12 protein-coding genes and 4 pseudogenes are annotated in these 14,018 nt (G+C 47.9%); 6 read left to right on the top strand and 10 right to left on the bottom strand.

Annotation, left to right across the window (positions count from 1 at the left end):
* The first annotated feature begins 49 nt into the window (after window positions 1–49).
* Window positions 50–358 (top strand): DUF2809 domain-containing protein, encoded by a 309-nt coding sequence (locus tag ACMUEV_RS20710; RefSeq protein WP_242044433.1) that lies wholly within the window; start codon window positions 50–52, stop codon window positions 356–358.
* On the opposite strand, the gene ACMUEV_RS20705 is transcribed toward ACMUEV_RS20710, so the two are convergent.
* The 4 genes from ACMUEV_RS20705 to tnpC form a co-directional block, all read right to left on the bottom strand.
* Window positions 336–890: a hypothetical protein gene (locus ACMUEV_RS20705; RefSeq protein ID WP_190651367.1), complete on the bottom strand. Its 555-nt coding sequence runs from the start codon at window positions 888–890 to the stop codon at window positions 336–338. The two genes, ACMUEV_RS20710 and ACMUEV_RS20705, sit on opposite strands and share 23 nt — an antisense overlap.
* Window positions 891–902: 12 nt before the next feature.
* Window positions 903–2,108: a lysozyme inhibitor LprI family protein gene (locus ACMUEV_RS20700; protein ID WP_190651365.1), complete on the bottom strand. Its 1,206-nt coding sequence runs from the start codon at window positions 2,106–2,108 to the stop codon at window positions 903–905.
* Between the two features lie 2 nt (window positions 2,109–2,110).
* Complete coding sequence (locus ACMUEV_RS20695) at window positions 2,111–2,755, bottom strand: hypothetical protein (protein ID WP_190651363.1); 645 nt, start codon at window positions 2,753–2,755, stop codon at window positions 2,111–2,113.
* A gap of 197 nt (window positions 2,756–2,952) precedes the next feature.
* On the bottom strand, window positions 2,953–3,966 hold the full coding sequence (gene tnpC, locus ACMUEV_RS20690) for an IS66 family transposase (RefSeq protein ID WP_347277606.1): 1,014 nt from the start codon (window positions 3,964–3,966) through the stop codon (window positions 2,953–2,955).
* A 244-nt stretch (window positions 3,967–4,210) separates the two neighbouring features.
* Between tnpC and istA (ACMUEV_RS20685) the strand changes: the two are divergent.
* Window positions 4,211–5,266, top strand: a pseudogene (istA, locus tag ACMUEV_RS20685) (IS21 family transposase); the annotation flags it as partial.
* Between the two features lie 379 nt (window positions 5,267–5,645).
* A complete protein-coding gene (gene istB, locus ACMUEV_RS20680; RefSeq protein WP_415354657.1) occupies window positions 5,646–6,443 on the top strand; it encodes an IS21-like element helper ATPase IstB in 798 nt (265 codons plus the stop codon).
* A 195-nt stretch (window positions 6,444–6,638) separates the two neighbouring features.
* On the opposite strand, the gene ACMUEV_RS20675 is transcribed toward istB (ACMUEV_RS20680), so the two are convergent.
* Complete coding sequence (locus tag ACMUEV_RS20675; RefSeq protein WP_415354675.1) at window positions 6,639–7,109, bottom strand: DUF6444 domain-containing protein; 471 nt, start codon at window positions 7,107–7,109, stop codon at window positions 6,639–6,641.
* Window positions 7,110–7,509: 400 nt separating this feature from the next.
* On the opposite strand from ACMUEV_RS20675, the gene ACMUEV_RS20670 reads away from it, so the two are divergent.
* The 3 genes from ACMUEV_RS20670 (at window position 7,510) to ACMUEV_RS20660 (ending at window position 9,595) form a co-directional block, all read left to right on the top strand.
* Window positions 7,510–8,298 carry a hypothetical protein gene (locus tag ACMUEV_RS20670; RefSeq protein WP_415354674.1) on the top strand — a complete coding sequence of 263 codons (789 nt, stop codon included), beginning with the start codon at window positions 7,510–7,512 and terminating at the stop codon, window positions 8,296–8,298.
* An 18-nt stretch (window positions 8,299–8,316) separates the two neighbouring features.
* Window positions 8,317–8,871, top strand: coding sequence for a hypothetical protein (locus ACMUEV_RS20665; RefSeq protein ID WP_415354673.1), 555 nt, complete (start codon window positions 8,317–8,319; stop codon window positions 8,869–8,871).
* 94 nt (window positions 8,872–8,965) lie between these two features.
* The gene (locus tag ACMUEV_RS20660; protein WP_415354672.1) at window positions 8,966–9,595 is read left to right on the top strand and encodes a DUF7003 family protein; all 630 of its coding nucleotides are present in this window, start codon (window positions 8,966–8,968) and stop codon (window positions 9,593–9,595) included.
* Window positions 9,596–9,649: 54 nt separating this feature from the next.
* On the opposite strand, the gene ACMUEV_RS20655 is transcribed toward ACMUEV_RS20660, so the two are convergent.
* From ACMUEV_RS20655 to ACMUEV_RS20635, 5 genes and pseudogenes are all read right to left on the bottom strand, one after another.
* Window positions 9,650–9,868 carry a transposase family protein gene (locus tag ACMUEV_RS20655; protein ID WP_415354793.1) on the bottom strand — a complete coding sequence of 73 codons (219 nt, stop codon included), beginning with the start codon at window positions 9,866–9,868 and terminating at the stop codon, window positions 9,650–9,652.
* A 329-nt stretch (window positions 9,869–10,197) separates the two neighbouring features.
* Entirely contained in the window at window positions 10,198–10,995 is a 798-nt protein-coding gene (gene istB / locus ACMUEV_RS20650; protein WP_415354657.1) for an IS21-like element helper ATPase IstB, read from the bottom strand.
* 379 nt (window positions 10,996–11,374) lie between these two features.
* Window positions 11,375–12,430, bottom strand: a pseudogene (istA, locus tag ACMUEV_RS20645) (IS21 family transposase); the annotation flags it as partial.
* A gap of 323 nt (window positions 12,431–12,753) precedes the next feature.
* A pseudogene (locus tag ACMUEV_RS20640) lies at window positions 12,754–13,288 on the bottom strand (IS110 family transposase); the annotation flags it as partial.
* Window positions 13,289–13,806: 518 nt separating this feature from the next.
* A pseudogene (locus ACMUEV_RS20635) lies at window positions 13,807–13,919 on the bottom strand (IS6 family transposase); the annotation flags it as partial.
* Window positions 13,920–14,018: the final 99 nt, after the last annotated feature.

Raw genomic sequence — 14,018 nt, 5'->3', positions numbered from 1 at the left:
CAATCAAAGTTCTTTCACCCTGTTTGCAATCCTATTTGCAATAGTTGTGATGATTGCCCTCTTCTTTCGAGATGACTGGATTCGACCGCTGCTAGGAGATGTTCTGATCGTCATGGTGATTGCTTACTTTGTTCATGCTTTTGTTGCGGTTCCACTTCGGAAAATTGCAATTGGAACGCTCATTTTTGCTTACTTAATCGAGTTTCTTCAGTTCCTGAATCTCATTGATATTCTCGGGTGGCGCAACTCCGAACTCGCTCATCTCACAATCGGATCTACCTTCGATTGGCGAGATTTGATCGCTTACACTCTTGGAATTGCAATCGTTCTTCTCACTACCAATCGTTTGAAGCTATAAACCAGTACCATTTTCCTTCTAATGGATGGAGCTTGTATCCAGCCGCACCCAACGGGCTTTGCTCTAGATTGGGTTGATAAGCAAAGCCATAGGAAACAGTGTCTGGCCCTAAGCCATCTCCATGATGATACGTTCGGAAATAGTGGTCATCCCCATCACCAGCAAAGTAATCCTCAACCTGATAGAGTCCAAGTTTAGAATTCAGTTCTCGTCCTTCTGGGAGCTTTTCAGGATGCGCCGCAAGCCACTGTTCAAAGGCAGGTCGAGAGAGTGCAAAAGCAACCCGTCGAGGCACGTAGAACTTCAGCAGACCATAGGAAATAGCAAGCATGAGAGCGATTGCAATCACTGGGCGCATTGAACTTTGATTGCGCCATGCTTGAAGCGTCGATATCACAACCCAACCAATTAGAATCAGCCAGAGAAGTGCGATCGCAACAAAGACGACAAATCCATTGAGCAATCCAGGATAGATGCTCAATACGAGCGTCAAGCTGCAAGTAAAAAGGGCAAATAACAATAGAAGTCGCATTCTTCAGGCATCCTATCGAACATTCATCATTTCCTTGAGATGACGCAAATGCGCTTTACTCAAACGAGTTGGACATTGTTTCGTTCTCGTTTGATTGCCAAAAAACTGTGATTCAAATTTACAATACTCAGCCTGGTAACGATCCCAAAGCTGTTGAATCTTATCTTGCTGAGGTGTAAGCTGCGATCGCACATCCTCGTCTGGCTCGTAAGCAGCGATTCCCTTCAAGTCAGCAATGCGATCGTTATTCAGCTTTGCAAGACAGCGATGATAGACCATCGGTGCCATAGAACCTTCTTTAACGGGTTCAACCAACTCATCACAGTGCGCTCTATGATAGTCTTGCCAGACCATCTCAGCATTCTTAAATGCTCGCCCATGCTGCCAAGAGAGTCTTCTGAGCCAATCTTGTAAAATGCGCGATCGCAGCGACTGAGTCATTTGTGACCAATAGACTGCGCATCGATTCAACCCTATCTGCGTACCATCCACACAATTTAGCTCCCGAATTCCAGGCAGTGCATCACCTCTAAAAAGATCCAACCCGCGAGAAGGCGCTGCAAAAAAGTCTTCAAGTTGCTCCAATCGAGCCTGTCTGAGACGCTGATGACATTCCGCCAATCTAAGATTATTGAATGGAAATATAGCTTTTTCTACTTGGCAGTGCTGAGTTCGATAGTCCTCCCACTGGCGTTGCACTGATGAATTTCTCAGCTTGAGTTGATCGAGTAAGGATTCAAATCGAGGATCACGAGATTGGCGGGTGATGATCTGCCCTCCCCATTGCAATTCTAAAATGCGATCGTTGTTCAGTTTCGCCAAACACACAGACATTGCCAGCGGGAAATCTGGCTGATTGCGTAAACGTTGGGTCATTTGCTGACAGTGTTGAGTTTGAAACTTCGCCCAGGATTGATCTGCGATCGCAAGTTGACGCTGAAGGTGTGGAGGAAATTGTGATTCAACATCCCGATAAACTGATGATTTGAGCAAATGGGTTACTTCTGCCCAATACCTCGCACAGCGATATTCACCCGCCTCAAGTTGTTGAACACAATCGAGTTGAGCGATTCCAGCAAATCCTAGTACCACCGCTGGAGGCTGTAGAGGAGGAGCAGATTTAGCATTGGGTACAGGAGTCGCTTTGATAGGCTCCATCGCAAGCTGACTCCCGACTAAAACGACACTCACAGCGATCGCAACTTTAAATTTCATCATGATTACCAATCCTGAGATGCCCTAAACCAATACCAATCTTCTACAACTGGATGATACTCATAAATATCTTTTCCAAAACGCTCGCTTCCATGCGGATTGGGTCGATGCACAAATCCATAAGCGGCAGAATTAAACAGAAATCCATGCCAACCTGTCTGTAAATAGATTCCACCCTGAGAATCGATATCACAGTCTTTGATTCGATAGATCCCTAATTGCGGCTTGAGAGGGTCTCGACACAGTTTGACTAGCTTCGCTTCATTCGCAATAAAAGCATCAAAGGCAGGACGAGACAATGAAAATGCGATCGTTTGGGGCAGATTGATCCGGATCAAAATAGACGTAAGAAACAGAACAAGACAGGTCACAACAACAAGCTGCTTCAGAAATCGCCTGGGTTGTCTTTTGGGTAATGATTCTGCTGGAGGGCGAATCTGACTGTTCCAACGCCGTCGCGACCAAATCACAAACCCAAACGCCAGCAGCAGGATGAGAATCCCGAGAGGAGTTGTCAGCAACCAATACAATGGCAAAATGAGGCTCCATTCAACATCCGTTAATGCTCCAGGAAAGCAACTGACCCAAAGCAATCCTAAGCAAAATAATTGCACACCTAAGAACAGTACAATCCAAAAATAGTACATCATTACTCCAGTAAATATCTCCCTGGCTCAGGTTCGCAAGCTTCTGCCTATAGGTCTAGGCAAGCTACCCACAGAAGTCTTTCTAGTTTCGTTGAAGTGATTGGTGGCTAAATCCTGCTCAATGATTTGGGCTTTTGTCTGAGCCACTTTTCAATTCACAAGAGTGTCGGTAGTCCTAAAGGCAGAACATAAGTAATTGCTCAACCGAGTAGCCAATCGGTCTGGGGTGAGGTCAGGGCACGGGAAATGGCATTAAAAGCAGAAATGCCTTGACGCTGTGCAGTATTGACCAGAGAACGCACCTGAGCGAATAGCTCTGCTCCCCAATCAGAGCGGAAACCGTTCGTCACCTTGCGAAACACCACACTCCAGCGCAACGCTTGCTCACTGGCATTATTGGTGGGTGGAATCGTCTCATCGGTCAAAAACAGCAAGAGATGATCGCGAATCTTGTGATAGCGGTTGAGCAACTGCTGTCCCTCGACCGATTTAGGATTGAGATTCAAAATCTCCCGCAGCGACCCGCGCAATCGACTGCAATACTGCTGAATCGTCGAGTCAGCGAGGGTGTGTCGTCGCCGTTGCAGCGCAATTGCTTTGAGGAATAACCGCTTCATCCGGGGTGCGAACAACTCATCGCCTGTATCGATTGCATACTGACAATCCCGCAGTTGATGTGCCAGACACACCTGCCAGTCTTGTGCGGGATGCGCGTCTTGGGCACTAAACAAATCAGAAACCCAAATCTGCGGTTGATGCCCTGCCATCACTGTCTCAATGACGGCTTTACCCCGACTGGGACGAATCACATGCAAACACACCTGGTCATTTTGAAACACCCATTCCCACTGGGTTTTCCCATTCACTCGCGCCCCCGTCTCATCACTGCCGACTAACCGGGCACTGCGTAAGCGGTTGACAATCTGGGTCACAGCAGGTTCGAGTTGCACCTGTACCCGTTGCAGCAGATTGGCAATCGCGCCCTCGGACAAGCTAAGACCGTAAAGTTCGCTCATCAACTGGCTCAGTCGTTGATAACTGATGGCATGACTGTAACGCAGGTAGGTGACGAGACTCGCCACACTGTTGCTGAAGGGAGACCCGGGTTCCAACCCAACGGGAACTGGCGCTTCATACCCCTGCTGGCAACACGGGCAAGTCCCACCATAGCGTTCAACCCGTGTGATGTGAGGAGTCATCGGGGGCAATTCAATCCGCTCGTAAATCCCGTATGGCGCGACAATTGTATTGGCTCAACTGACAATTACGTTGCCCACCCCAAATTTTCCAAATAAGAGAACACCTTCTCATTTGCAAACCGGATCAGATCGAGCAGCTTGATTCAGCAATCTTGATCCAACGAGATCTTCAAAGAAAAGACACTAGGATGCGTCCAAACTTGCAATTCGAGACTTCCTAGTGCCCGTATCAATAAAATATCAACAGGTTCAACTGTACATGAACGCGAAACAATCGGGACATTCCCGACAAACCTCGGCAGCCAAAGCTGGGATTTCAAGACGTACCGCCCAGCGGATTGAAAATGGGACGCATCGACCCAAACGCGGACGACCGAGAGATTGGAAAACCCGCAAAGACCCACTCGATGGGCATTGGGAAGCAGACTTGCTTCCGATGCTAGAACGAGAACCTCGCCTACACCCCATCACGTTGTTTGAAACGCTGCAAGAGTTATATCCCGGACAATATGACGACAAACTGAGAACCGTAGAACGACGGGTCAAAGATTGGAAAGCTCAACACGGGAAACCGAAAGAAGTGATGTTCAAGATTCAGCATTCTCCGGGAGTCCTGGGACTGTCTGACTTTACGCACCTCAAGGGTGTCACCGTAACAGTCAGAGGACAAGCGTTTCAGCACATTTTGTATCACTATCGACTGGCGTTTAGTGGGTGGCAATATGTGCAGGTAATTCAGGGTGGGGAGAGCTTTGTGGGCTTATCCCAAGGCTTACAAAATGCGCTGTTTGCCTGTGGAGGAGTGCCCCAGCAACATCGCACCGATAGTCTCAGTGCGGCATATCGCAACACGGGTAGCCGCAATCCGCAATTGACGCAAATGTATGCCGCGATCTGTGACCACTACCGGATGCAACCGACTCGAAACAACCCAGGCGTGGCTCATGAAAACGGTTCCATCGAGTCGTCTCATGGGTACTTCAAACGCCGATTGTGTCAGGCGCTGTACCGTCGAGGCAGCTTTGATTTTGAGAGTGTCGCTCAGTATCAGGTGTTCATCGAATCGGTGATAGCAAAGCTCAATGCCAAGTGCCAGCAAAAATTTGAGCTGGAACGTTCCACTTTGCAAAGCTTACCGCAATATCGGACGGCGGATTATGAGGTTTTAAGTAGTCGAGTCAGTGCCCACAGTACCATCAGTGTGCGTTGCATTCTTTACAGTGTGCCGTCTCGACTGATTGGGCAGCAACTGACATTACATCTCTATCACGACCAGATTGCGGGCTTTGTCGGCACGACTCAAGTCGTTGTGTTGCCTCGTCTTCATGTCCATGGCAGTGCAACGATTCGACGGGCGCGCTGCATCAACTATCGCCATATCGTCGAGAGTCTGCGTCGAAAACCCAGAGCATTTCTGCACTGCCAATGGCAGGAAGACTTACTGCCCGATGCCGACTGGCGCGAACTCTGGCAACAGATGAAACGCGGCACTGATCCCGATACTGCTGCTCGTTGGATGGTTGAGGCCTTGTACATTGCAGCCACTCAAGACCGAGAAGTCGAAGTGGCGAACTATCTCAAAACTGAGCTTGCAGCCGGTACATTCACCCTCTCTCGTCTCCAACATCGATTCAATCTGATGAAATCCCTACCTGTTCCCGAAGTTGCTTCAATGCAACACGCACTATCGAGCTATGACCAACTCTTCCAAACACAGAAACAATCCCCAGTCCCAGTTGAGTCCCTACCAAACCCTGACGACGGTGCTCAAACGCCTCAAGTTGAGCCACTTCCTGTCCGATTGGCAGACGGTCGAACATCAAGCCACTCAGGAGAATTGGAGCTACGCTCAATTCCTCTTAGCACTCGCCGAAGGGGAAGCAACCCGTCGCGACCAGGCTCGGATTGCCCGCGCGCTCACCGAAGCGCAATTGCCTTGCGGAAAATCCTGGTCTAATTTTGAGTTCGCTCATGTTCCTAGTCTCAATCCGGCAGTGGTGATGCAATTTGCCGAATCGACCAGTTGGTTGCAAACTGCCTCCAATATCCTCATCTTTGGACCGAGTGGAACTGGGAAAACACATGTCAGTTCGGCACTAGGGCGTTCCATGATAGAGTTGGGCAAATGGGTGAAGTTCCTGCCTGCCACCACGCTCGTTCAGCAACTTCAGCAAGCAAAACTACAACTGCAATTACCTGCTTTTCTTGTCAAACTCGATAAGTACGATCTGCTGATCATTGACGACTTGGGCTATGTCAAAAAGTCAGAGGCGGAAACCTCGGTGCTGTTTGAGTTGATTGCTCATCGCTATGAACGGCGCAGTCTACTGATTACAGCCAATCAACCTTTCAGCCAGTGGGATAGCATCTTTACGGACTCGATGATGACGGTCGCTGCCATAGATCGCTTAGTCCATCACGCGACCATTCTCGAAATGCAAGCCGAGAGTTTTCGCAAACAAGCCGCAATCTCACGCACTCACACGACTTAATTCAGCACTCCTATCCTGAACTCACTTTACCTTGAGGCTCTGCTTAAAAGTGCAGAAGTTCTTCCGTCCAGCCTGGATTTCAACGATTCAGTTTGACAATTTGTGCTGCTTTTTTGTCCCTGTACTACTCAGCTTGAGTCCATCTTCAGTCCATCCGAGTAGTACAGCATTTTTAGTTGTCGTTTGGAAACGTGATCATCTACACCTTACTTTCAACTTGGATGCGAACACTACCTGATTCCATTGATTTGAAGTTGAATTTTGTAGCAAAAAGGAGGAGAAAATTGATGCTCTAAATGTGCCAATGTAATTGACGGGAGACATCCCGCTCATGCGCTGTGTCGATAATTCAACTTCAACGCCACAGTGAGGACAGCGCTTGGCTTGAGCCACCACAACTTGGTCGGGCTGTTGGCTCAATTCTCGCCCTCCAGAATGGTGTCTCCCTGTTGCGGAAGCATCGGGGAAAGCTGACTCAGCACGGCTCTGATTCGGCTTGAAGCCTTTCGACGGGGGCAAGCTTGAATTGCGCGAGGTTTTCTTCACCCGTTTTTGCTTGAGCTTCTCGACTTCTGCCCGTAATGCTTGCAGTTCCTGCCACAGCCCTTGAATCAGGGCATCTTTTTCTGCATCGCTGAGTCCATCGAGAGGGGGCAGTTCTTTCATGGCAAAAGCTTACCATCTTCTGTCGAAGCCGTGCTGAGGTCAACCTGGTTGAGCAATTACGATCTAACAGCTTCTTGGGTGGTTGCGTCCTCTCGTTCAACAGCCATCGGGTGAATGAGGTTGCACGGGATCTTAGGCAGAATAGTACAAGCTTTCTTTGAGAAGAAACACGGAAGATTTCGCTCTAATTCTCCTGCCGAGAGGTAATATGCAGAACGTGAGTCGGCATAACATTCCAAATCCCGGTATTAGGCAGAAAAGTCGGTCTAATCCTCTAATTTGGGATGTTATGCCGACTTTCATCAACCTAACTCGCCCTGACGGAATGTTATGACGTTAGACCGAAAATAGTCAGTCTAATAGTATAGTTAGGTTTCTAGTCCTTGGAGAAAAATGAATCGTGGATCTGATTGTTGACACACAAATACTGTCATACCGATTCAAGGGTGTTGAGAAATATCTTCACGACGGAGTTTTGGCGATCTCATCAATTACGGCTAACGAGTTTTTAGTAGCCCAGCCAAAAAACTCAGAACAACCTGACTACTACATTATTCATCCAGCTAGATATTCTCATCTTTTATATGCAGAAGGAAGTGGTTTTGGTGTTCCTGAACACTTTGGAAATCCTAAATGGGCGAGGATGGGTGCTCGCCGAACAGATCAGATAATCATTGATTTTGGCAATCAGTTTTCAGCTTATCGAGAATTTGGGAATGAAGCGATTTCCGAAATTATCAATGAAAAGAAACTTGGAATATATAAAATTAGCATCGCCCATTTAGCTAAACAGAAACAGAAATGGCTTTTGAGACGTTTGAAGTATATCCTTGATAGTGATTACTACTGTTATTCTCTTACTAAGTCAGCAGTAGATAAGGCTTTAAGCTTGTTTTCAGAGTTTGTATCTGAGCATAACTGTAAAGGTAATGTTCGTAATACTATCAATGATCTCTTGATATTATCGACGGCTATTGATAGAGAAAAGAAGTTTTTAACCAATGACAATTTACTTAATCGTTTTGCTGCTGAGTATTATAAAGCACCAGCCTATAAGGATGAGAATCAATTGTTGATTGACTTTTCAGAAAAGCAGGTCGAAAAAAGAGAAAACAGAGAAAGTAAAGGGTACATCAATAATGGTTGGAGCTATGCTCTACGTAACAACCGAGCATCCCCCGAAACCTAGCAATTCTGGTGCAGCGGATTGGCTGAAGCTGCTTGTAGAAATGCAAAATTCTCGGCAACCGCTGACCAGAGCCGTTATGCTGTTCACACTATATTTTGTTTTAGCTCATTCTCATTTAACAATTGCAGGCGATTCATGGGCATGACGCTTTGGATTCACACCCTCGAAGGTCGTGATATGTCAACAGACAGTGAAGATCACACCTTGATGTATAGGCACTCTGACGACCTCGACTCGCTGTGTGACAAACTTGGGGTGGCTAAGATTTCGTCCTTCTTTGATAGTACTGATCTTGAAATATGTATGCGAGGAGACGATGATGAGACCGGCGAAGATCCTGAGATTGATTCTGAAACTGAGAATCCCTATGGAATTGATGACATGGTATGGTTTGATGCCGCTGCTGGGCTAGCTACTTTTCAGACTCTTAGAGCATCAATTGCAGAAAATGAATTACCGAATTTAAACGAGGAAAATAAAACCTGGCTGCTGGAAGAGCTTGACGATTGCATTACAAAGCTGAAAGGCCCATCTGAACGGGGTGGCCAATTCAATCTTCCTATAATTATGTAGGACTTATGGCATGGTTCCGCATTTGTGCTCGGCATCCCTTCCGTTCAGCCCCTGCGGAAATGCCTACTTGTAGTTAAAAAGGCAAGCGACTTCCATGTTCAACAGAGACTCCATTTTGAGCTTTCTCGATAACGCTTTTCAGCGCATTGACATGCCCTGTTTTGGCAACATGAATATTGACTATGTGTCATCGCGTTTATCGACCTATCGCAGTTCAGATCAATGGTTGTTGCTTTTTAATTCAGTGGTTTGGTGGCCCGCTGGTCAGGGACTTACAGCCACGGTTGAAGTTGTGGGTACAGGTGTAGTCGGCAGGCAGGGGTTTGATAATGATCGATTCCTTGTGCCAGGATGTATCCAATTGGATGATGATCAGAACATTCTAAGCATCGTCATTCGAGGAGAAGACACCAATCCGACTAGCTTGGTCATCCAGCCAAACTATGATGTTCAGCCAGAATACGGCTTCTGGGTCTCTGTTGCTCTAGCTGAAACATACAAGGAGAGCCTGTTAGCCTCGCAAGCTGAAATTCAGCAATTCATCCCCCCAGGCTTTCAGCACTTGCTCACCATTGACGAGTGGGATCATCCGACATGGGATATGCCGCCGAGTCGGACAGTTGCTTTCCCCCGGATTGCCAGTGTTTTAGTTACATCAGATCCATCACTTTGGATCCCCGTGGAAGCGCCCAATACGCACTGGTCACATTGGCTTCCAAAATAGAGTTGTTGGGGAATAAGTTGTAGAGTTGTGAAATTCCTGCTTTTTGCCATCAGGTTAAGCAGCGATCAAGTAAAAGTTCCAGAGTCCGGCAGCAGTCAGCATCAAACGGTCATCAAAATCTTGTGTGCGATTCCGATAAATCGCACTCGCCGCCCCATAACGCTTGATGCCTGCAAACGCATTTTCACAGACAACTCGCGATTGGCTCAAACTGCGATTTTCTTGTTTCTGTTCCTCGCTTAGCTCACCTCCTCTCGGTTTCTTGTGTGGAATACGAATTGTCTCCCGTCAATTACATTGGCACATTTAGAGCATCAATTTTCTCCTCCTTTTTGCTACAAAATTCAACTTCAAATCAATGGAATCAGGTAGTGTTCGCATCCAAGTTGAAAGTAAGGTGTAGATGATCACGTTTCCAAACGACAACTAAAAATGCTGTACTACTCGGATGGACTGAAGATGGACTCAAGCTGAGTAGTACAGGGACAAAAAAGCAGCACAAATTGTCAAACTGAATCGTTGAAATCCAGGCTGGACGGAAGAACTTCTGCACTTTTAAGCAGAGCCTCAAGGTAAAGTGAGTTCAGGATAGGAGTGCTGAATTAAGTCGTGTGAGTGCGTGAGATTGCGGCTTGTTTGCGAAAACTCTCGGCTTGCATTTCGAGAATGGTCGCGTGATGGACTAAGCGATCTATGGCAGCGACCGTCATCATCGAGTCCGTAAAGATGCTATCCCACTGGCTGAAAGGTTGATTGGCTGTAATCAGTAGACTGCGCCGTTCATAGCGATGAGCAATCAACTCAAACAGCACCGAGGTTTCCGCCTCTGACTTTTTGACATAGCCCAAGTCGTCAATGATCAGCAGATCGTACTTATCGAGTTTGACAAGAAAAGCAGGTAATTGCAGTTGTAGTTTTGCTTGCTGAAGTTGCTGAACGAGCGTGGTGGCAGGCAGGAACTTCACCCATTTGCCCAACTCTATCATGGAACGCCCTAGTGCCGAACTGACATGTGTTTTCCCAGTTCCACTCGGTCCAAAGATGAGGATATTGGAGGCAGTTTGCAACCAACTGGTCGATTCGGCAAATTGCATCACCACTGCCGGATTGAGACTAGGAACATGAGCGAACTCAAAATTAGACCAGGATTTTCCGCAAGGCAATTGCGCTTCGGTGAGCGCGCGGGCAATCCGAGCCTGGTCGCGACGGGTTGCTTCCCCTTCGGCGAGTGCTAAGAGGAATTGAGCGTAGCTCCAATTCTCCTGAGTGGCTTGATGTTCGACCGTCTGCCAATCGGACAGGAAGTGGCTCAACTTGAGGCGTTTGAGCACCGTCGTCAGGGTTTGGTAGGGACTCAACTGGGACTGGGGATTGTTTCTGTGTTTGGAAGAGTTGGTCATAGCTCGATAGTGCGTGTTGCATTGAAGCAACTTCGGGAACAGGTAGGGATTTCATCAGATTGAATCGATGTTGGAGACGAGAGAGGGTGAATGTACCGGCTGCAAGCTCAGTTTTGAGATAGTTCGCCACTTCGACTTCTCGGTCTTGAGTGGCTGCAATGTACAAGGCCTCAACCATCCAACGAGCAGCAGTATCGGGATCAGTGCCGCGTTTCATCTGTTGCCAGAGTTCGCGCCAGTCGGCATCGGGCAGTAAGTCTTCCTGCCATTGGCAGTGCAGAAATGCTCTGGGTTTTCGACGCAGACTCTCGACGATATGGCGATAGTTGATGCAGCGCGCCCGTCGAATCGTTGCACTGCCATGGACATGAAGACGAGGCAACACAACGACTTGAGTCGTGCCGACAAAGCCCGCAATCTGGTCGTGATAGAGATGTAATGTCAGTTGCTGCCCAATCAGTCGAGACGGCACACTGTAAAGAATGCAACGCACACTGATGGTACTGTGGGCACTGACTCGACTACTTAAAACCTCATAATCCGCCGTCCGATATTGCGGTAAGCTTTGCAAAGTGGAACGTTCCAGCTCAAATTTTTGCTGGCACTTGGCATTGAGCTTTGCTATCACTGATGCGATGAACGACTGATACTGAGCGACACTCTCAAAATCAAAGCTGCCTCGACGGTACAGCGCCTGACACAATCGGCGTTTGAAGTACCCATGAGACGACTCGATGGAACCGTTTTCATGAGCCACGCCTGGGTTGTTTCGAGTCGGTTGCATCCGGTAGTGGTCACAGATCGCGGCATACATTTGCGTCAATTGCGGATTGCGTCCACCCGTGTTGCGATATGCCGCACTGAGACTATCGGTGCGATGTTGCTGGGGCACTCCTCCACAGGCAAACAGCGCATTCTGTAAACCCTGGGATAAGCCCACAAAGCTCTCCCCACCCTGAATTACCTGCACATATTGCCAGCCGCTAAACGCCAGTCGATAGTGATACAAAATGTGCTGAAAGGGCTGCTTTCTGAAGGTTACGGTGACACCCTTGAGGTGCGTAAAGTCCGATAGTCCCATGACTCCCGGAGAATGCTGGATTTTGAACATGACTTCTTTCGGTTTCCCGTGTTGGGCTTTCCAGTCTTTTACCCGTCGTTCTACGGTTCTGATCTTGTCGTCATACTGCCCCGGATGTAGCTCTTGCAGCGCTTCAAACAAGGTGATGGGAGTGAGGCGCGGTTCGCGCTCTAGCATGGGAAGTAAGTCTGCTTCCCAATGCCCATCAAGTGGGTCTTGCCGAGTCTTCCAATCTCTCGGTCGCCCGCGTTTCGGTCGATGCGCCCCACTTTCAATTCGCTGGGCGGTGCGTCGTGAAATTCCAGCTTTGGCTGCCGAAGTTTGTCGGGAATGTCCCGATTGTTTCGCATTCATGTACAGTTGAACCTGTTGATATTTTATTGATGCAGGCACTAGGAAGTCTCGAATTGCTGTTGGGACAAATCCTAGTGTCTTTTTGTGTGTGATCTCGTTGGATCAGAATCGCTGAATTGAGCAATGCGATCTGATCCGGTTTGCAAATGAGAAGGTGATCTCTAACTTTGAAAGTTTGGGGTGGGCAACGTAATTGTCGGTTGCGCCAATACTATTGTCGCGCCATAGCCACGATTGATTGGCAATTTACCAGCACGGATGCTAGAACCAAACTCAAGCGTCTTTACCCGATAATTTCTCCCTCATAATCAACGTGGCGGAATACTAATCACCTTATGTAAATGCAGATTCATTTGAATCAAGGCGTGTTGCATGCGTTGAATATGCACTGCAGCACTTTGAATCAATTGCTCGCGTTGGCGAACATAGCTGCGTAAAACACAGACTTGGTCATCCGGTCGAAACGACCCGGCTAACAGACCATAGGTGTGTAATTTCTGCAGCCATTGACAATCGAGCACATCGCTCTTGCGTCCAGGAACGGTTTTGAGATGATGTGCATTCACCAACTTGACCTCTAGTCCGACTGACTCCAGAATCTGAAAGACTGGAATCCAATGCACTCCGGTCGATTCCATCGCCACCGTTGTCACCCCACAACTTTTCAGCCAGGTTGCTATTGCTTGTAGGTCTGGGGTAAAGCAGCCAAAGCACCCGGACATTGTTCTCGCTGCTTGCTGCAGGGACGCAAACCCAATGCTCAGCAGACCCTACATCAATGCAAGCAGCATGGAGATTCAGTTGCTCAAGTTGAGCAAATTCAGCAGGTAAGGCTTGAGCCCCAGATTCCTGCTGCATCCGCTTTAGCGAGGTCTTGTCCATAATGCTCCTCAGTCAGGTGAACCTCCTGAGTTGGGGCAGAATGAATGGCTAATCTCTCAAACGGGATAGGGTTACACCCTTCACCAATATCATTGCCAGTACACCCCAGAACCACGCTCCTAATCAGACCCTTCAGGGTACTATTGACCCCTCGGCTTCAAACTCAGGATTCCCTTCTATGCCCACGAGATACGCAACCAGTGCAAGGATAAATGCCGGAAACAAGACACAGAGGGGGTTCTAAAGCCCGACTAATTCGCTAGAAAGAGACATCGAGTCGTACTGCATGGAGGCAGTTCCCGATGTCAGAAAACAATGTTAGCTATACTGTAGCAGGTTTGTTAGAAGTCACAGCAACAGAACAATCCAATCTTGCGATTCCAACTTGGTTGGCAGAAGCACTTTTGGTGGGACAATACTGGAATCAGAGTGGATTGCTCGAACAGTTACAGCAACAGGTTCGAGTCAGTCGTGGACGCATGGGACAGTATCTTGATTGTGGCATGATCTACTTCAACTCCTCTTTTTGCTATCATCTCTCCAGATTCCGATAGCTCAACGAGTAGCGACAATACCACCGCACGTTCAGCAAGATGATTTCAGGCAAAAAGTGGTGCTATTTGAACAGCGAGGCAGTCGTCATTTTGAGCAAGGTTAGAGAAAATTGAGCTTTCCTAAGCTACCATCTTTGCGACAAAACCGTTTT

The sequence above is a fragment of the Leptolyngbya sp. FACHB-1624 genome, assembly GCF_047649235.1.
GTDB classification, from domain to species: Bacteria; Cyanobacteriota; Cyanobacteriia; order Leptolyngbyales; family Leptolyngbyaceae; genus Leptolyngbya; species Leptolyngbya boryana.
This window is presented reverse-complemented; position numbering and strand designations above follow the sequence as displayed.